17 protein-coding genes are annotated in these 16,809 nt (G+C 73.7%); 8 read left to right on the top strand and 9 right to left on the bottom strand.

All coding sequences use genetic code 11. The features are described from left to right. Window positions 1-297 precede the first annotated feature (297 nt). The 7 genes from QJR14_09030 to QJR14_09060 all read left to right on the top strand — a co-directional run bounded on the left by QJR14_09030 (window position 298) and on the right by QJR14_09060 (window position 6,219). Window positions 298-519, top strand: coding sequence for a spore coat associated protein CotJA (locus tag QJR14_09030; GenBank protein ID MDI3317743.1), 222 nt, complete (start codon window positions 298-300; stop codon window positions 517-519). Beyond that, window positions 507-794 (top strand): spore coat protein CotJB, encoded by a 288-nt coding sequence (locus tag QJR14_09035; protein ID MDI3317744.1) that lies wholly within the window; start codon window positions 507-509, stop codon window positions 792-794. Before QJR14_09030 ends, QJR14_09035 begins: the two co-directional genes overlap by 13 nt. Before the next feature lie 15 nt (window positions 795-809). Further along, on the top strand, window positions 810-1,385 hold the full coding sequence (locus QJR14_09040) for a manganese catalase family protein (protein MDI3317745.1): 576 nt from the start codon (window positions 810-812) through the stop codon (window positions 1,383-1,385). A gap of 141 nt (window positions 1,386-1,526) precedes the next feature. Beyond that, window positions 1,527-2,777, top strand: coding sequence for a glycoside hydrolase family 1 protein (locus tag QJR14_09045; protein MDI3317746.1), 1,251 nt, complete (start codon window positions 1,527-1,529; stop codon window positions 2,775-2,777). Between the two features lie 3 nt (window positions 2,778-2,780). After that, a complete protein-coding gene (locus QJR14_09050) occupies window positions 2,781-5,204 on the top strand; it encodes a GNAT family N-acetyltransferase (GenBank protein ID MDI3317747.1) in 2,424 nt (807 codons plus the stop codon). 112 nt (window positions 5,205-5,316) lie between these two features. Next, window positions 5,317-5,664 (top strand): hypothetical protein, encoded by a 348-nt coding sequence (locus QJR14_09055; GenBank protein MDI3317748.1) that lies wholly within the window; start codon window positions 5,317-5,319, stop codon window positions 5,662-5,664. A gap of 75 nt (window positions 5,665-5,739) precedes the next feature. Then, entirely contained in the window at window positions 5,740-6,219 is a 480-nt protein-coding gene (locus QJR14_09060) for a PaaI family thioesterase (GenBank protein ID MDI3317749.1), read from the top strand. A gap of 54 nt (window positions 6,220-6,273) precedes the next feature. On the opposite strand, the gene QJR14_09065 is transcribed toward QJR14_09060, so the two are convergent. Next, window positions 6,274-7,263 (bottom strand): S-layer homology domain-containing protein, encoded by a 990-nt coding sequence (locus QJR14_09065; GenBank protein ID MDI3317750.1) that lies wholly within the window; start codon window positions 7,261-7,263, stop codon window positions 6,274-6,276. Window positions 7,264-7,466: 203 nt separating this feature from the next. Between QJR14_09065 and QJR14_09070 the strand changes: the two genes are divergently transcribed. After that, on the top strand, window positions 7,467-9,005 hold the full coding sequence (locus tag QJR14_09070) for a S41 family peptidase (GenBank protein ID MDI3317751.1): 1,539 nt from the start codon (window positions 7,467-7,469) through the stop codon (window positions 9,003-9,005). A 142-nt stretch (window positions 9,006-9,147) separates the two neighbouring features. On the opposite strand, the gene QJR14_09075 is transcribed toward QJR14_09070, so the two are convergent. The 8 genes from QJR14_09075 to QJR14_09110 all read right to left on the bottom strand — a co-directional run bounded on the left by QJR14_09075 (window position 9,148) and on the right by QJR14_09110 (window position 16,765). Next, entirely contained in the window at window positions 9,148-9,636 is a 489-nt protein-coding gene (locus tag QJR14_09075) for a response regulator (GenBank protein ID MDI3317752.1), read from the bottom strand. Window positions 9,637-9,746: 110 nt separating this feature from the next. Beyond that, a complete protein-coding gene (locus QJR14_09080; GenBank protein MDI3317753.1) occupies window positions 9,747-10,103 on the bottom strand; it encodes a hypothetical protein in 357 nt (118 codons plus the stop codon). 402 nt (window positions 10,104-10,505) lie between these two features. Next, on the bottom strand, window positions 10,506-11,144 hold the full coding sequence (locus QJR14_09085; GenBank protein ID MDI3317754.1) for a YIP1 family protein: 639 nt from the start codon (window positions 11,142-11,144) through the stop codon (window positions 10,506-10,508). Then, window positions 11,141-12,301, bottom strand: a complete 1,161-nt coding sequence (sppA, locus tag QJR14_09090; protein ID MDI3317755.1) for a signal peptide peptidase SppA — start codon at window positions 12,299-12,301, stop codon at window positions 11,141-11,143. Before sppA ends, QJR14_09085 begins: the two co-directional genes overlap by 4 nt. Next, window positions 12,294-13,973, bottom strand: coding sequence for a CTP synthase (locus QJR14_09095; GenBank protein ID MDI3317756.1), 1,680 nt, complete (start codon window positions 13,971-13,973; stop codon window positions 12,294-12,296). Before QJR14_09095 ends, sppA begins: the two co-directional genes overlap by 8 nt. 137 nt (window positions 13,974-14,110) lie before the next feature. Next, window positions 14,111-14,989, bottom strand: a complete 879-nt coding sequence (locus QJR14_09100) for a polysaccharide deacetylase family protein (protein MDI3317757.1) — start codon at window positions 14,987-14,989, stop codon at window positions 14,111-14,113. A gap of 21 nt (window positions 14,990-15,010) precedes the next feature. Next, complete coding sequence (locus QJR14_09105; GenBank protein ID MDI3317758.1) at window positions 15,011-15,916, bottom strand: EamA family transporter; 906 nt, start codon at window positions 15,914-15,916, stop codon at window positions 15,011-15,013. 48 nt (window positions 15,917-15,964) lie between these two features. Next, complete coding sequence (locus QJR14_09110) at window positions 15,965-16,765, bottom strand: VanW family protein (GenBank protein MDI3317759.1); 801 nt, start codon at window positions 16,763-16,765, stop codon at window positions 15,965-15,967. Between the last annotated feature and the right edge of the window lie 44 nt (window positions 16,766-16,809).

Consider the following 16,809-nt stretch of genomic DNA (forward strand, 5'->3'; position numbering starts at 1 on the left):
TTTATTGTTTGCAAGTGCACCGTTTTTGCCGGAGACCGGCCCCCCCCGGGCCGGCCCCGGGACGAACCCCCGGCCGCGGAGGTCCATATGCTGGCTTGACCACGCCAGGAAGGAGGAAGAGCCGTGCTGCGAGATCCGCGACATCGCCGCGGAGACGGGCAACGAACCGCCTCCGAGCCGGCGCAGACCGGGCCCGCGACCGGCGGGTCCGCGCCGGAGGCCGCCGAGCCCGAGCCGGGCTCGGCGGGCCTCGGACCCGACCTGCCGCCTTGGCCGGGGCCGGAGGGAGGCCCCGGGATGCCGCTGCCGCCGCCCTCCGGCGAGGCGAGCTACGGCATCCCTGCCGGCATCGATCTGGCCATGGCCTTCGTCCCCATCCAGTCGGCCGCCTCGTACCGGAATCCGTACCCGTACGACGAGGCGCTCCGGCAGGGGTCGCTCTGGCCCGACCTGGTCCGGCCGTACATGGGCCGGCCCTGGCGCCGGCCGGCAGGAGGTGGCGCGGCGTGGACGAGGTGACCGCGGAAGGCTACAGCCCCGACGAGCTCTCGCGACGGATGCAGCAGCTCCACTTCGCGGCGCTGGAGATCAACCTCTACCTCGACACCCACCCCGACGACCGGCAGGCGCTGGAGGATTACAACCGCCTGGTCCAGGAGCTGATGCGCCTGCACCAGGAGTGGGTGCGCCGCTACGGGCCGCTGATGAACCACGGCCAGGACCCGAGCGCCTACCCGTGGCAGTGGACGCGGACGCCCTTCCCCTATCCGCTCTGGGGCGGGCCGGACACCTGAGGGGGCAGAGACGGCATGTGGGTCTACGTCAAGCAGTTGGAGGTGCCCATCGAGATCACGCGGCCCGATCCCCGGCTGGCCAAGGTGATCATGACCCAGTTCGGGGGGCCGGACGGCGAGTTCACCGCCTCCTGGCGCTACTTCACGCAGGCCTTCGCCATGCCCACCGGGCGCGGCAAGGCCATCCTCATCGACATCGGCACCGAGGAGCTGGCTCACATGGAGATGGTGGGCACGCTGGTGCAGAAGCTGATCCAGGACGCCTCGCCCAGGGAGCTGGAGGCGGCGGGCCTGGGCGGCCACTACGCCCAGCACGGCTACGGCATGTTCCTGCAGGACGCCAACGGCATGCCCTGGACCGCCACCTACTTCCAGTCGTTCGACGACCCCGTCACCTGCATGCACGAGGACCTGGCGGCGGAGCAGAAGGCGCGCACCACCTACGAGAACCTGCTCGACCTCTCCCAGGACGAGAGGGTCTCGCGGGTGCTGGCCTTCCTGAGGCAAAGGGAGGTGACCCACTTCCAGCGCTTCGGGGAGACGCTGGACTACCTCCAGGAACGGTACTCCCGGCCGCGCACCGTCTACTGACCGGAGGGTGCCCCTGGGGGATAATGGCGGTGAGCCTCCGCCGGCCACGGGGCCGGGACGGCGCTCACCGCCCTTTGTCGCGGGTTCGGCGGGGCGGCGGCGCCGCCGCGATCGGGAGTTCGGAGGGCCGAGGTGAGGGGCATGGTCCCGGAAGTCTTCCGCTTTCCGCCCGACTTCCTCTGGGGGGCGGCCACCAGCGGCCACCAGGTGGAGGGCGGGAACCGGCTGAGCGACTGGTGGCTCTGGGAGCAGGTTCCGGGTCACGTCGCCGGCGGTGACCGCTCCGGCAGGGCGGCCGACCACTACCACCGCTTCCGCGAGGACATCGGGCTGCTGGCCGACCTGGGGCTGAACGCCTACCGGTTCGGCGTCGAGTGGGCGCGGGTCGAGCCCTTCCCGGGCGAGTACGACCGGCGGGAGCTCGACCACTACGCGGAGATGGTGGAGGCCTGCCGGGAACGCGGCGTGACGCCGATGGTCACGCTCTACCACTTCACGCTGCCCAGCTGGCTGGCCAGCCGCGGCGGCTGGCTCTGGCCCGGGGCGCCGCGCCGCTTCGCCGCCTACGTGGAGCGGGTGGTGCGGGCGCTCTCGCCGCTCGGGGTGGAGTGGTGGGTGACGGTCAACGAGCCGATGGTGCTGGTGGTGCAGGGCTTCCTCACCGGGGTCTGGCCGCCCCAGCTCCGGTCGCCGCGCGCGGCGATGCGGGCGCACGCAGCGCTGGTCCAGGCCCACCACCTGGCCTACGAGACGATCCACGCCCTGGCCGAGGGCCGTCCCAAGGCGGGCGTGGCGCAGAACATGATCGACTTCGTCCCGCTGGATGCGGGGAGCCCCGCCGACCGCCGGGCCGCGGCGCTGCACTGGCGCGTCTACAACCTCGGCTTCCTGCGGCGGATCCGCGAGCAGCAGGACTTCGTGGGGCTGAACTACTACTCGCGCAGCTGGAGCCGCTGGAGCTGGCGCCTGGACGGGCTGCTCACCCCCCTGGGCTCGCTGCCCGGGCAGCGGACCACGCAGATGGGCTGGGTCTGGGCGCCCGACGGCCTGGGCCGGACGCTGGAGGCGGCCGCCTCCTTCGGGCGTCCGGTGGTGGTGACCGAGAACGGGATCGCCACGCTGGACGACCGCGAGCGGGTCCGCTGGATCCGCCTCCACCTGGAGCAGGTGGCGGCGGCGCTCCAGCGGGGGATCGACGTGCGCGGCTACTTCCACTGGGCGCTGCTGGACAACTTCGAGTGGGCGGAAGGCTTCCGGCCCCGCTTCGGGCTGATCGGGGTGGACTACGAGAGCCAGGCGCGGGAGGTGCGGCCCAGCGCCCGCTACTACGGGGAGATCGCGCGTTCCGGTTCCCTCCTGCCGCTGCCGGCGGAGGCGAGCGAGGAGGGCTGAGCCGTGGCCCGCGTCATCCTTCGCGACGGGACGGTGGCCGAGCTCCGACCCATCCGCCACGATGAGGAGGAGCGGGCGCGGCTGCGCGAGCTCTTCCGCGGCGCCTCGCCCGACAGCCTTTACTTCCGCTTCTTCCACGCCGTCCGCGAGGTGAACGAGAAGGAGCTGGAGCGGCTCCTGGAGAGCGACGGGCGCCGCGCCCTGACGCTCGTCTGCGAGGCGGGGGAGCGCTTCCTGGCGGTGGGCAACTTCGTCCGCACGGCCGAGCCCGACGTGGCGGAGGTGGCCTTCCTGGTCGACGACCGCTACCAGGGGCGGGGCCTGGGCACGCTGCTCCTGGAACACCTGGCCCAGGCGGCCTGGCGGGCGGGCTACAAGCGCTTCGAGGCGGTGGTGCTGCCGGCCAACCGGAAGATGATCCAGGTGCTTCACGACTCCGGCTACGAGACGACGGAGCGCTGGGAGGGCGGGGCGGTGCGCATGGTCCTCCCGCTGGGCGAGACGGAGCGCAGCCGGGCCCTCCAGGAGACGCGGGAGAAGCTGGCCACCGCCGCCTCGCTCCAGCCTTTCTTCCGCCCCGCCACCGTGGCGGTGATCGGCGCCTCGCGCGACCCGAGGCGGCTGGGCCACCTTCTCTTCCGCCACCTGGTGGAGGGCGGCTTCCAGGGCGTCGTCTACCCCGTCAACCCGGCGGCCCGTTCGGTCGCCGCCGTCCGCGCCTACCCCAGTGTCCGCGAGCTGCCGGAGCCGGTCGACCTGGCGGTGGTGGTGGTGCCGGCGCGCGAGGTGCTCCAGGTGGTCGACGACTGCATCGAGGCCCGGGTCCGGGCGGTGCTGATCACCTCCGCCGGCTTCGCCGAGACGGGCCCGGAGGGCGAGGCGCTCCAGCAGGAGGTGGTCCGCCGCCTCCGCGCCGCAGGCATCCGCCTGGTGGGGCCCAACTGCCTGGGCATCATCAACACGGCCGGGGAGCTCCGCCTCAACGCCAGCTTCGCGCCCCGCCTGCCGGCCCCCGGCCGGCTGGGCGTGGCCAGCCAGTCCGGGGCGCTGGGCATCGCCATCCTCGACGTTCTCAGCCGGATCGGCGTCGGCGTCTCCAGCTTCGTCAGCATGGGGAACAAGGCGGACGTCTCGGGCAACGACTGCCTCCAGTACTGGGAGGACGACCCGGAGACCGAGATGATCGCCCTCTACCTGGAGTCCTTCGGCAACCCGCGCAAGTTCTCGCGCATCTGCCGGCGCATCGCGCCGCGGAAGCCCGTCCTGGTCGTCCGCGGCGCGCGCACCCCGGCCGGCGTCCAGGTCTCCGAGGCGCGCCAGGCGGCCGGCCAGGCCCGGGAGGTGGCCGTGGACGCGCTCTTCCGCCAGGCCGGCATCATCCGCGCCGACACGCTGGAGGAGCTCTTCGACGTCGCCGCCCTCCTGGGGAGCGAACCGCTGCCCGGGGGCGACCGGGTGGCGGTGGTGACCAACACCGCCGGGGGCGCCGTGATCACCGTGGACGCGCTGCGCAGCGAAGGGCTCACCCTGGCCCACCCGCCGCTCGACCTGGGCTTCGAGGCGCTGGCCGAGGGCTACCGGCGGGCGCTCCCCGAGGTGCTCCGCGACCCGGGGGTGGACGCGGTGGTGGTCCTCTTCGTCCCCGTCGGCATCTCCGACACGGCCGCCGTGGCCGAGGCGGTGGTGGAAGGGGTGCGCGAGGCGGAGGCGGCGGGCGCGCGGAAGCCGGTGGTAGCCAACTTCCTCGCCACCGGGGAGGAAGGGACCGCCGTCCGCTTCCTCGACGCGCAGGCGCGGCGGCTGCCCGCCTATCCCTTCCCGGAGCGGACCGTGCGGGCGCTGGCGCGGGCGGTCCGCTACGCCGCCTTCCGCCGCAGGCCGCGCGGCCGGATCCCCGACCTGGAGGGCGCCGACGTCGCCCGCGCGCGGGAGCTGGCCCGGGCGGGGCTGGCCCGGCTCGCCCCCGGGGCGGGCGAAGGCTGGCTGGCACCGGGCGAGGCGCAGGCCATCCTGGGGGCGGTGGGCCTGCCGGTGGGCGAGCCACCCGGCGAGGAGCCGGAACGGATCCGTCTCGCCGTCTCGGTCGAACCGGACCCCCTCTTCGGTCCCCTCCTCCTGGTCCGCCGCCTGGCGCCCGCCGCCTGGAACGGCGGCTCCGTCCCGCTGGGCGATCCGCTGGTCCGGATCACGCCGCTGACCGACCTGGACGCACAGGAGCTGGCCTCCGCGCTGGCGGAAGAGGGGGGGCCGGCGGGCGAGACGGGCGAGGGCGGGGAGATCCTCCCCTGCCTGGCCGACCTCTTCCTGCGGCTGTCGCGGCTGGCCGAGGAGGTCCCGGAGATCCGGCGGGTGGAGCTGCGCGACGTCCGCCCCTCCGCCCACCGCGCCTGCGCCCGGCGCGCGCGCGTCGCCGTGGCCGAGGCCTGAGCCGCGGCCCGGCCAAGGCCCGGCCGGGCGGGTGAGCGCCGTCGACACCCCGGCCGCCCCCGCATGCGGCTCGCGCCGGCGACGCATGCTAGGCGGCGGGGGGTGCATGCCTTTGGCCACGACCGAAGCGGGCTTCGGCGCCGTCACCGCCGACCTCGAGAAGATGGTCCAGGACCTCCGTTCCCAGCGGGGAGCCACCTTCCAGGCCACCTACCGCCTGGCCGACAGCTGGGCGGTCGCCTTCCGGTTCCAGCCGGAGATGTGCGAGGTGGTGGAGAGGCGGCTCGACATCCACGCCCGGGAGGCTGTCTTCTCGGCCCGGGCCGACGCCGTCGGCGGCCTGGAGAAGCTCGGCCAGGGCTCCTACCGCCTCCGCTTCAAGGCCGAGCCGGGCGAGATGACCATCCAGCCCGACCGCTACCCGGAGGGCGCAGTCCGCACGAGGCTCCTGGAGTCGTAGGCGGCGAGCCGGGCGGCGAGAAGGGAGCGGGCGACCCGCCGGAGTCTCTGCTATGCTCGTGGCGACCCTCGGGAGGTGGTCGCGACGAGCGCTCAGGGTGCACCTGAACAGAGCGGTCCGTCTCTTCACGGAAGGCCGCTTCCTGTCGACAACCCCGCCTGGGAGCTGCTGGGCATCGCGCCGATCCGCGTCTCGTCCCAGGAAGCGGTGGTGGAGATGCCCGTCGAACGCCGTCACCTGCAGATGGCCGGGCGCGTCCACGGCGGCTTCATCGCCACCCTCATCGACACCGCCGCCGGCGTCGCCGTCGTCGCCAACACCACGCCGGGCACCCAGCAAGCCACCATCGACCTGCACGTGGAATACCTGCACGGGGCGACGCTGGAGTCCCGCCGCCTCCGCGCCGCGGCGCGGATCCGTCGCATCGGGAGGACGGTCGCCTTTCTCAGCGTCGACGTGACCGACGACCTGGGCGAGCTGATCGCCATCGGCACCGCCAGCTACCACCTGATGCGGCCGGCGGCCGCTCACGGCGGCGCCGGCGGCACGGCCTGACCCTCCAGGAGGGCCGCGGCGTTCCTGTCCAGCCGCTGGAGGAAGCGCTGCGTCTCAGCCGACCAGCTCGATCCCCGTCACCCGCCCGCCGTCCAGGTAGAGGCGGACCTGGCTCCCCACCTTCAGGTCGGACCAGCTGGAGAAACCGATGGCGATCACGTCCGGAGCCAGGGTGAAGAGATCGGGATCCCGGTAGGTGACCGTCTCGCCCAGCGCCGCCAGCGCGCCGGGGAGCGGACGGACGCCGGCGGGAGCGGGAGGAAGGCCGCGGGTGGAGAGGATGCGCCCGCCGTTGCGGATGGCGCTTCCCGACGCGGGATGGCGGATCCGGATGGTGGAGCTGCCGAGCACGGCCACCTCGCCCTCCGCGCCGCCGGTGCGGGCGAAGAGCGTCTGGCCGTCCGGCCCCGGGGCGAAGAGCGTCCGATAGGCCGCCCGGGCCACGAAGGCGCGCGACGCGGCCGCGCCGGCGTCCACCTTCGCCTTGTCCGCCAAGCCCTTGGAGTCCGCCAGGTTGACCCAGTTCGAGGGCCAGGAGCCGGAAGCCGAGGTGTAGCCCGCCATCCGCGCCAGCGCCGCCAGCACCTCCGCCTGGCTCACCGGCCGGTCGGGCCGGAAGCTCCCGTCGGGGTAGCCGCGGAGGAGCCCCGCGCTGTAGGCGACGTTGACCGCTCCCCGCGCCCAGTCGGGGATGGCGGCCGCATCGCTGTAGGGGGGCTGGAAGCTGCCCATGACGCTGGCCACCCCGGAGTGGCCGCTCAGCTGGGCGAGAACGGAGGCGAACTCGGCCCGCTGGATCGCCTCCGCCGGCCGGACCGGACCGCCGATGCCCCGGTCGCCGCGGAAGGCCCCCACCGCCGCCAGCACCGCGAACGCCTGTGCATCCGGGCCGTCGACGTCGTCGAAGACCCGGGCGGCCGGGATCAGACGCGAGGAAGGCGCCGCCCACGCCGGCCCCGCGCCAAGGGTGAGGACGAGGGCGAGGACGAGCACGACGAAAAACGGAAGGCCGGGCGGTCCGGCCCGCTTGGGCTTGCGCCACATGGAAGGGGACCTCCTGAAGCGCTTCGAGTCGTCTTGAGTATAATGGCCCTCCCGTTCTCCGCCCGGCCGCCCCGTCACCTGTAACCAAACCGTAAATCGCTGCCGGCGGCGCCCGCCCGCCGCCGCGCCCGACCGCCGCCCCCGTGGCAGGAAGCCCCACCCGGGGCGGGAATTCCCTTCCTATCGCGGAATGGAGGCGTGCCATGTCAGCCAACTTCCTCGGACGTTTGCGACTCCGGTGGGCGGCCGTCCTGCTGGCAGTGTCGCTGGCCTTCGCGGCGCTGCCGCAGGGATGGGCGGCGGCCCAGGCAGCCCAGGCGGCGCCGCCGGCGAGCCCGGTCGGCGCCGCTCCCTCCGCGGGCGCGGGCGAACCCTCGTCGGGTGACGCGGCCGGCTCGCCATCCGGCTCCCCCGCCGGGGCGGAGCTCTTCGACGCCGTCCGGCAGCTGATCGAGCAGGTCTACGTCAACCCGGTCTCGTCCGACCAGCTCTGGCAGGGCTCGATCCAGGGGCTCCTGGAGTCGCTGGGCGACCCGTACTCGGTCTACATGACGCCCGACGAGTACCGGAGCTTCAGCAACCAGGTGGTCACGGGCCAACTGGAGGGCATCGGCGTCCAGATCGAGAGCATCAACGGGCTCGTCACCGTCGTGGCGCCCATCTCGGGCAGCCCGGCGGCCCGGGCCGGCCTCCGCGCCGGCGACCGGATCCTGGCCGTGGACGGCCAGGACGCCCGCGGCTGGACGACCCAGGAAGCGGCCTCCCACATCCAGGGCCCCTCCGGGACCCGGGTGACGCTCACGCTCCAGAGGGGGAACGGCGCGCCCTTCCAGGTCACCCTGACCCGCGCTCCCATCCGGATCCAGCCGGTGACGGTGAAGACGCTCCCCGGGGGGATCGTGGACCTGGTGATCTCCAGCTTCGACCAGGAGACCGGCGACACGGTCGCCCTCGTCACCCAGTTCTTCCGCATGCAGGGGAAGGACCGCTTCATCCTCGACCTGCGGAACAACCCGGGCGGCCTCCTCTCGCAGGGCGTCCAGGTGGCCAGCGTCTTCGTCCCGCAGGGCCCGGTGGTCCGCATCCGCACCAGGGGTGAGACGGCCCAGGACGAACAGGTGCTCAGCTCCAGCACGCCTCCCTGGTCCTTCAAGCTGGCGGTCCTGGTCAACGAGGGCACGGCCAGCGCCGCCGAGATCGTGGCCGGTGCCATCCAGGACCGGGGCGTGGGCAAGGTGATCGGCACCCGCACCTTCGGCAAGGGCTCGGTCCAGCAGATCTTCGAACTGCCCGACGGCGGCGCCATCAAGCTGACCACGGCGCGCTACTACACGCCCGACGGCCACGCGGTGGACGGGGTGGGGATCCGGCCCGACCTCGCCGTGCCCGACCCGCAGGGGCCGGGCCTCGGCCCGCTGCGGCCGTCGCGCGTGCTCCGGCCCGGCATGGTCGGCCTGGACGTGCTGGGCATGCAGGGTTACCTGCGCGCGTGGGGGTTCGACCCGGGGCCGCAGGACGGCATCTTCGGGCCCCGGACGGAACGGGCGCTCCGCGCCTGGGAGGCGGCGGTCAACCGGCAGGTGTGGCGGAACGAGCCCTACCTCGTACAGGCTCCCGTCCTGCCGGCTGGAAGGCTCCGGAGCGACGGTCTTCTCGATGCGACCGAGGCGGATGTGCTGGCCCAGCCGCCCGTGGTCGACAGGCAGCTGGAGGCGGCCGTCCGTGATCTTCTCAGCCGCTGAACCACCCGCGCGGGCCTTCGGTCGCCCAGGCGACCTGGGCGGAGAGCCGGGGCCGGCAGCTGGGAGCGGCGGGCCGCAAGCCGGGCGGGAAGTCCCAGGGGAAGAGCCGGCTGACTGTGGAGGGCGTCCGCAGCCGGCCGGCTCAGGTCGAGAGCCAGGGTGCGCTCCGGTTCTGGCGCGAGTACTCCACCCAGTGGGCCACCTGCGACTCCAGGTCGTCGAGGTCGAAGGGCTTGACCAGGTAGCCCTGGGCGCCAGGCACTGCCGGCGGGCCGTCGATCTCGGTCTTGGCAGACAGGATGATGACGGGGATGTCGGCGGTGGCCGGATCGCCCCTCAGCCGCCGCAGCACCTCGTAGCCGTCCAGGCCGGGCATCAGCAGGTCGAGGAGGACCACGTCGGGCCGCTCGCGCAGCGAGATCTCCAGGGCGCTCTCGCCGTCGGCGGCCTCCAGGACCGTGTACCCCTGGAGCCCGAGGTCGGTGACGAGGAGCTGGCGGATGTACGGCTTGTCGTCCACCGCCAGGACGACGCCCCGGCCTCCCGCTCCCTCCGCCTGCAGCCGCACCGGCCGGATCGGATCCGGCACGCTCGTCGCCGAGGTATTGGAATCCTCCGTCAACGGGATCACCCCCCGCCTCGTCAGGCGCCCTTCCTGACAGGTAGCTTCCATTTGCATGGGGGCAAGGCGATTCCTTCCTCCCAGAAGGTTTCGTACGCCATCGCCCGGATCGGTCCATGTCACATCGCGGCGAACCGGGGGAGGTCCGCCCCGGCGCCGCTCGAGCGCGACCGCGAGGGAGCGTCGCCCTCCCCCTTCTTCTCCTCCAGCTCCCCTCTCCCGGCGGGAGACGACTCCCCGGGCGACGGGGAGAGAGGGGCGCTGGCAGCAGCCTCCTCCGCCGCCTGGCGAACGGCGGTGCGGAGGCCGGCCAGCGTCCGCTCCAGCTCCGCCTCCGCCTCGCGCGCGCTCTGCACCAGGCTGCGCATCTCTTCGGAAAGACCGCTCCCCGGGCGCGCCAGCAGTTCCAGCACCCCCCGCACCACCGTCAGTGTCGAGCGGATCTCTTCCTCCGGGTCGGCCGCTGGGGGCCGCACCGCCCGGAGGGCTGGCGGGAACCGATTCGACGCGACCAGGTGACGGGTGGGGCGGACCCGCGGCTCCCCCGTCCCGGCGGCGACGGCGGCCGGTCGGCCGCATCCGCAGGCCGGGCCGGGAGCGACCAGGTCGACCGCAAGCATCGGACCGTCGCGCGAAGCGTCATAGGAAGGGTGCACCACGGTACGCCTCCTGGGACGAAAGATCACACGGCCGATCCTAGAGGGAGCGTCGACGTCACGTCTACCGCAAGTTCGGCTACCCTTCCCGACCCGCCGACGGCGTCCCGGCTTCTTCGACAGGCGGGGCGGGGTCCGGGTCGACGGAGGGCCGCCCGGGGGAGGGGGGCGGCCCCCCGATTCCATGGCGCAGGTCCAGGCGTGGAAGGGCGGGCCCGGCCCTCAGCCCAGCAGGCGCAGGATCCCGGTGACCAGCGGCAGAAGCCCGATCAGGCCCAGCCCCGCCAGGACCGCGGGAGGCAGGAGCAGCGCGCCCACCGCCGTCTCCGCGCGCAGGCGGTGGACGGCGCTCACCGCCAGCACCACCAGCACCAGGTGCCAGACGGTGATGGCGGTGGCCACGACGGAGCCGGCCGCCGCGAGGCCACCCCCGGAGAGGTGGGCGAGGGCGACCGGCAGGGGGGCGAGCAGGTTGGGGACGTAGCTGAGGCCGAGGCCGGCCACCAGCTCCGGCACCCGGCCCGTCCCGCCCAGGAGGCCGGCCGTCAGCTGGAGGACGGCGGCGAAGGCGAGCCAGGCGACCAGGGAGAGCGCCACCCAGAAGAGGAAGAGCGTCGCCGGGAAGGCGCCTCCGGGCAGCGTCCGGCCGCCCGTGGTGGAGGCGGCCTCGGTCAGCCCGCCCACCAACGCCGCCGCGAAGCCGACCTCGTAGCCCAGCGCCCGCAGCGCCCCGTGCCCGGGGGCCCGCTCGTCGCCCAGCGCCGCCAGGAAGCCCCGCGGCCGCAGGACCATCGCACCGACGCCCGAGAGCGCCCCGGCGAGCGAGTTCCCCCCCATCGTCCGTGCGGCCCGCGCGCTCATGGGCTTCCCTCCAGCCCCGAGCCGCCGGTGTACAGGAGGAGCAGTCCCTGGTCCGCCGGCGCGCCGGATGCCCCCGCCGGTGCCGGCGGGAGGCTGCTTCCGCCGGCCTCGAGCAGGGCGCGGAGGAGGGGCGCCAGCCGGCCCGCGCGGCTGCTCTGGCCGCCCAGGCCGAAGGCGGCGGCGAGGTTCTCCAGCGGGTTGGGCGCCACGCGGATCACGCGGTACTTGCCGGGCAGGCCCGCCTTTCGGGCGGCCAGGTCGAGCGCGTCCTTCAGGTTCCCCAGGCGGTCGACCAGACCCAGCCGCAGGGCCTGGCCGCCGGTGAAGACGCGGCCGTCGGCCAGCTCCAGCACCTTCGACTCCGGCAGGTGTCGTCCCGTGGCGACCATGCGCACGAACTGCCGGTAGGTGTCGTCGACGATCCCCTGCAGGATCTGCCGCTCGGCGGGCGTCACGGGCCGCGAGGGGGAGCCGATGTCCTTGTAGGCCCCGGACTTGATGGTCACGTCGCCCAGGCCCAGCTTCTGGTAGAGACCGTAGGTGGTGGTGTAGGAGAGGATCACGCCGATGCTGCCGGTCAGGGTGGCCGGGTTGGCGACGATGGTGTCGGCGTTGGCGGCGATCCAGTACCCGCCCGAGGCGGCCACATCGCCCATGGAGACGACCACCGGCTTTCCGGCCTTGCGCACCGCCTGCAGCGCCTCGCCGATCTCGGAGGCGGCCACCGCGCTGCCGCCCGGGGTGTCCAGCCGGATCACCAGCGCCTTGGCCACCGGGGAGGCAGCCACCTGCTGGAGCAGCTGGACCACCTGATCGGCGCCGGTGCTGGGCTGGCCCAGGAGACTGACCCCGCCGGTGGTGGCCAGGGGGCCGGTGATCTCCAGCAGCGCGACGCCCGGCGGCCCGGCGGTGAGACCGACGGGGGTGGTCCCCAGGCCGGCCAGGCCGGAGAAGGGACCGGAGGGGGCCTGGGCGGCCGGCGCAGGCTGCCGCACGGGCAGGATGGCCAGGACGAGCGCGATCACCACCACCGAGACGAGAAGGCCGGCGGCGAGAGAGGCGCCGCGCCCTCCCCCGCCCCCGGCCGGAGCCTCTTCTCCGGCGGGCTCGGGCGGGGCGCCGGGGGGCGGCCCGCCCGCATCGACCGGATCATCCATCTTTCTCGACCTCCTCCAGGCTGACCCCGATCGGCCGGCCGGCGCTCTCCCGCTGCTCCAGGGCGGCGCCGACGAAGGCGGCGAAGAGCGGGTGGGGCCGGGTCGGGCGGGAGCCGAACTCGGGATGGAACTGGGTGCCCAGGAACCAGGGATGGAGGCGGCGGTCCAGTTCCATGATCTCCACCAGATCCCCTTCCTCCCAGACGCCGGAGACTTCGAGGCCCGCGCGCTGGAGCGCCTGGCGGTAGGTGTTGTTCAGCTCGAAGCGATGGCGGTGGCGCTCCAGCACCTCGTCGGCGTGCCCGTAGGCCTCCCAGGCGAGGGTGCCCGGAGCCAGGCGACAGGGATAGCCTCCCAGCCGCATCGTCCCGCCGAGCTTGGTCAGGTTCTTCTGGTCGGGCATCAGGTCGAAGACGGGGTCCGGGGTGTCGGGGTCGAACTCCGTGCTGTTGGCCTGCGAGAGGCCCAGCGCCTCGCGGGCGAAGTCGATGACGGCCACCTGCATCCCCAGGCAGACCCCGAAGTAGGGGATCCGGCGGTGGCGCGCGAAGCGGGCGGCCACCTGCTTCCCCTGGATGCCCCGGGAGCCGAAGCCCGGGCCGACCAGGATGCCGTCCAGCTCGCCCAGGAGGCGCTCCACATCCGCCTCGGGCGACTCCAGCTCCTCCGACTCGATCCACTCGATCTCGACGCGGGCGTCGTGGGCGGCGCCCGCGTGGTGGAGCGCCTCCACGATGCTCAGGTAGGCGTCCTGGAGACGGACGTACTTGCCGACGAAGCCGATGCGCACCCGCCGGTGGGGATGGCGGATCCGCTCCACCATCGCCCGCCAGGGGGCGAGGTCGACGGTCTTCCTCGGGCTGAGCCGCAGGCGGTCGAGGACGATCCGGTCCAGCCCCTCCCGGTGGAGGAGGAGCGGGACCTCGTAGATGCTGGAGGCGTCCACGTTCTCGACCACCGCCTCGGTGGGGACGTCGCAGAAGAGGGCGATCTTCTCCCGCATCTCCACGGAGAGGGAGCGCTCCGAGCGGCAGACGATGATGTCCGGCTGGATGCCGATGGAGCGGAGCTCCTTGACGCTGTGCTGGGTGGGCTTGGTCTTCTGCTCGCCCGAGGCCTCGATGTACGGGACCAGCGTGACGTGGATGTAGAGCACGTCGTCGCGTCCCAGGTCGATGCGCAGCTGGCGGATCGCTTCGAGGAAGGGGAGGCTCTCGATGTCCCCCACCGTGCCCCCCACCTCGACGATGGCGATGTCGGCGCCCGCGCCGGCGGAGCGGATGCGGTGCTTGATCTCGTTGGTCAGGTGGGGGATCACCTGCACGGTGCCGCCCAGGTAGTCGCCCCGCCGTTCCTTTTCGATCACGCTCAGGTAGATCTGCCCGGTGGTGACGTTGTGGGCGCGGCTGACGGTGGTGTCGGTGAAGCGCTCGTAGTGGCCGAGGTCGAGGTCGGTCTCGGCGCCGTCGACGGTGACGAAGACCTCTCCGTGCTGGAGCGGGTTCATGGTCCCGGCGTCAACGTTGATGTAGGGATCGACCTTCTGCAGCGAGACCGTGAAGCCCGCTTCCTTGAGAAGCCGTCCCAGCGAGGCGGCGGTGATGCCCTTGCCCAGCCCGGAGACCACGCCTCCGGTGATGAAGACGAACTTGGTCGGGCGCTGCGGCCCCATGCGGGTACCTCCCGGAAGGCAACTCTATGAAGCGGCAGTCCTGCGACAAAGAGCGGATCAGCGCGGGGCGAAATCGCCGGGGGTTTCGCCCGGACCCGGCGGCCGCCACTCAGTCTAGCCATCGGACGCAAAGGGTGTCAACGCGAGCCGGAACCGGTCGGCGGCGCCGGCACGGCGGTCCCGCCGCCGGGGGCCGGGGTGCCGGCCTGGAGCCGGGCCGACCGCTCCAGCATCGCGCTCACCGTCAGCGGCTCGTAGCGGCCGGCGCGGAGGCGGTCCAGGATGGTGCCCAGGGCGCGGACCGTGTTCCGGCGGTCGCCGCCGCCGTCGTGGAGCAGGATGATCTCGCCGCCCCGGATCCCCGTGCAGCAGCGCCGGACGATCAGGCCGGGCAGGGCACCCGCCCAGTCGAAGGGGTCGTGGCCGGGCGTCCAGAGGACGACGGTCAGCCCCAGCCGGCCGGCCACGCCCAGGACGGTGGGGTTGAGGCGGCCGAAGGGAGGCCGGAAGAGGCGCGGCGGCCTGCCCGTCACCCTCTCGAGCAGCCGGGCCGAGCGTTCCAGCTCCCGCTCCATGGTGGCGGCGTCCATCCGCTGGAAGCTCCGGTGGGACCAGCCGTGGATCCCCACCTCGTTCCCCGAGGCGGCGATGGCGCGGATCAGGTCGGGGTGCCGCTCGGCTTCCTGGCCGATGACGAAGAAGGTGGCGTGCGCGCCGTACCGGCGGAGGAGGGCCAGGACCTGGGGCGTGTAGCGTGGGTCCGGGCCGTCGTCGAAGGTGAGGGCGATCAGGTGGTCGCCCGGCTGGGCGGCGGTCACCACCCCGGCCTTCGGGGCCCCCGGCGGGGGCGCGCCGGGTTCGCCGGGCGAGCCGGGCCCCAGTGCCACCCGGTCCTCGCGGGAGATCGCGCCCTGGGCCAGGGCGCCGGCCAGCGCCAGCGCCGCCAGGGCCCCCGCGGCGGCCAGGAGGAGCCGCCGCCAGGCCCGGGGCCCCGTGCTCAGGAAGAGGGTCTTCACGGCAACCTCCCCCTTTTCTGCTCACCGCTCCATCGCCAGGAAGCAGGAGCCTGCCAGCATCAGGCAGGCGGGGAGGAGCTTCCCGCGCCAGCTCTCGCCGCCCCAGAGGACGCCCGCCAGGGCCGCCACCAGGGCCGCCAGCGCGCTGGCCGGCTCGAGGACGGTCAGCGGCAACCGGGGTAGCAGCGCGACCAGGAAGAGGTACGAACCGGCGTTGGCGGCCCCCGCCCCCACCGTCACCCAGTCGCACCGGCGCAGGAGCCGGAGGAGGCCGCCTCCCCCCTGTTCCAGCAGGACGGCCACCCCCGTCCAGAAGGTGACCTGCGCGTCGACGGTGGCGGCGTAGAGGACCGGGTTCATCCCCGCCGCCGCCTCGCGGTCGATCACCCGCGCCGCCGCCACCAGGACGCCGTAGCCGACCGTCGCCCAGGCCGCCCATCGCTCCTCCTCCGGCTCCAGGGACGGCCCGCCGACCGCCCTGCCGGGCCGGGTCAGCGCCGCCGTGCCCAGGGTCATCAGCGCCATCCCGGCCACCCGCCCGAGGCTGATCCGCTCGCCCGTGAAGCCCACCGCCAGCACCAGCAGCGCCATCTGGCTGACGCCGTGGAGCGGCGCCACACGGCTCAGCTCGCCCCGGGCCAACCCCGCCACGTAGAGGACGAAGGCGGCGGTATAGACGAGGCCGGCCGCCAGCAGATCCGGCAGCCGGTCCGGCAGGGCCGCCCAGGCGTGGCCGCCGCCCGCCCCCGCCGGGATCCAGCCGCCGGCGACCGCCACCGCGAAGGGGAGGAGGGCCACCGTCGCCCAGGCGAAGAAGAGGAAGGCCGCCGCCAGCTCGCCCGTCGCCCTCTCGGCCAGGCGCTTGACGAGGAGCTGCTCCCCGGCCAGAAGCAGGATCCTTCCCGCCAATACCAGAGCGGACGGCAAGGGCTCCCCCCACCCACCCTCCTCTATGCGCCGGCCGCCTGGCCTACGTCAGTCCGGCGCCCGGCCCGGCTCCGGCATGGCGATCCGACGGGGGCTCGGCTGGTAGGTGTGCACCCCCAGGTCGATCCGCCTCCTCTCGCCGTGCGGGCCGATGCGGACGATCCAGGTGTGGACGGTCATCCCCGGCTGGCCTGGCGCCAGCACCCGGCTGCCGTCGGGCAGCGTCTCGCCCCCGGCCGGATGCGATCCCGGGGCGACCCGCTCCACCTCCACCGGCGCCGGCTTTTCCTCCAGGATCCGGTGCTCCCAGAGCAGGACGTCCGGCCTCTCGCGGCCCCACACCGTGATCCGCAACCAGCGCCCGGGAAGCACGTCCGCCGCGACCACCAGAGGATAGGGGCGGTCGTTCCGGAAGCGGAAGTCGAGCCCCGCTTCCTCCGCCACCGTCGCATCCTGTCCGGGCGGCAGGTAGGGAACCAGGAGGCCGTGCAGGTGCCGCTCCACCACCGGCAGGCCGGCCAGCATCACCGCGTTGAAGAGGGTGCTGGCGACCTGGCATACGCCCCCGCCGATGCTGGGCACGATGCGGTTGCCGAGGAACATGCGGCCCTCGCCGTAGCCGTGCGCCCGGTCGTAGGGCCCGAGCCTGGCGTTCATCGAGAAGACCTCGCCCGGCGCCACCACCTGCCCGTTGAGGCGGCGGGCCGTCAACTCGATGTTGCCTGCCTGGGAGGCGCTGGCGTGGCCGTAATACGTCCGGAAGGTGCCCATGGGTACGGCCAGCCGGTTCCGCCGCAGGAGCGCCCGCACCCGCGGATCCTCCGCGCCCGCCGGCGCTCCGCCAGCCACCCCCGTGTGCCGGATCTCGATGTCGTCCGGGGACGTCCCCTTCG

The organism is Bacillota bacterium (assembly GCA_029961055.1).
Taxonomy (GTDB): domain Bacteria; phylum Bacillota; class Sulfobacillia; order JAIMAT01; family JAIMAT01; genus JAIMAT01.

Excerpts from the sequence above, each read along its gene's own strand:
- QJR14_09030 (MDI3317743.1), top strand. The coding sequence starts at position 298 with ATGCCGCTGCCGCCGCCCTCCGGCGAGGCGAGCTACGGCATCCCTGCC.
- QJR14_09040 (MDI3317745.1), top strand. The coding sequence starts at position 810 with ATGTGGGTCTACGTCAAGCAGTTGGAGGTGCCCATCGAGATCACGCGG.
- QJR14_09045 (MDI3317746.1), top strand. The coding sequence starts at position 1,527 with ATGGTCCCGGAAGTCTTCCGCTTTCCGCCCGACTTCCTCTGGGGGGCG.
- QJR14_09065 (MDI3317750.1), bottom strand. The coding sequence starts at position 7,263 with ATGTGGCGCAAGCCCAAGCGGGCCGGACCGCCCGGCCTTCCGTTTTTC.
- QJR14_09070 (MDI3317751.1), top strand. The coding sequence starts at position 7,467 with ATGTCAGCCAACTTCCTCGGACGTTTGCGACTCCGGTGGGCGGCCGTC.
- QJR14_09085 (MDI3317754.1), bottom strand. The coding sequence starts at position 11,144 with ATGAGCGCGCGGGCCGCACGGACGATGGGGGGGAACTCGCTCGCCGGG.
- sppA (MDI3317755.1), bottom strand. The coding sequence starts at position 12,301 with ATGGATGATCCGGTCGATGCGGGCGGGCCGCCCCCCGGCGCCCCGCCC.
- QJR14_09095 (MDI3317756.1), bottom strand. The coding sequence starts at position 13,973 with ATGGGGCCGCAGCGCCCGACCAAGTTCGTCTTCATCACCGGAGGCGTG.